Annotated in this window: 2 protein-coding genes; both read left to right on the forward strand. The window is 31.2% G+C overall.

Annotated features, from left to right (window positions below):
- The first annotated feature begins 177 nt into the window (after positions 1-177).
- Complete coding sequence (locus LS72_RS11145; protein WP_194145625.1) at positions 178-327, forward strand: hypothetical protein; 150 nt, start codon at positions 178-180, stop codon at positions 325-327.
- Positions 318-476: a hypothetical protein gene (locus tag LS72_RS11150; RefSeq protein ID WP_194145626.1), complete on the forward strand. Its 159-nt coding sequence runs from the start codon at positions 318-320 to the stop codon at positions 474-476. The genes LS72_RS11145 and LS72_RS11150 overlap by 10 nt, the downstream gene beginning before the upstream one ends.
- Positions 477-650: the final 174 nt, after the last annotated feature.

Here is a 650-nt window from a genome sequence, read left to right on the forward strand (position 1 = left end):
ATTAGGCTGTGTCGCATTAGTTTTAATAATTTTCTTTAAGAAGTCCATTAATAAAACTTAATCTTTGTATCAGTGATTTAATGTTTTCTTTAATGATGATTAAGGCCTATCCTCTTATTTGGCAGGAATCAAGGTTGGAGCTGGTGGAGTTTTGGGGGAGCTGTAGGAAGAGGGGCTGTGAGAGGTATATGGTTTGGTAGGAACCCTATTGGTGCTATTAGAATGGGATTGGGAACACCCATAGGAGTAATTGGTGGAGCTGGTGCTGGAAAGTTTGTAGGAAAAATGGGTGGTAGTCTAATAAAGCAAAATATTTTATGTTTATAATAACTTGTATTGTCCTATTGTTAATGTTTGTTTGTTCAGAATGGCTTTATAGAAATCAAGCACAATATCCCTCTAAGAAATTGTGTTATGTTTTTGTGAGCTATGTGCTTTTTGGGCTTACAATATTATTAATGGCATTGCTTGATTAAGATAAGTGCTACTATTTTATACTTTACATAACTTTATCTTTAATTCCCTTTCTCACCTTAAGATTATTTTAATATCGTTAAAAATAGAATAGTTTTATTAAAAATTACATTTTAAGGGGTTCATTATGAAAAAGACAATATTTAGTTTTTTAATCTTTATTGGTTTTCTTTCTA

The sequence above is a fragment of the Helicobacter apodemus genome (assembly GCF_000765745.2).
Taxonomy (GTDB): Bacteria; Campylobacterota; Campylobacteria; order Campylobacterales; family Helicobacteraceae; genus Helicobacter_D; species Helicobacter_D apodemus.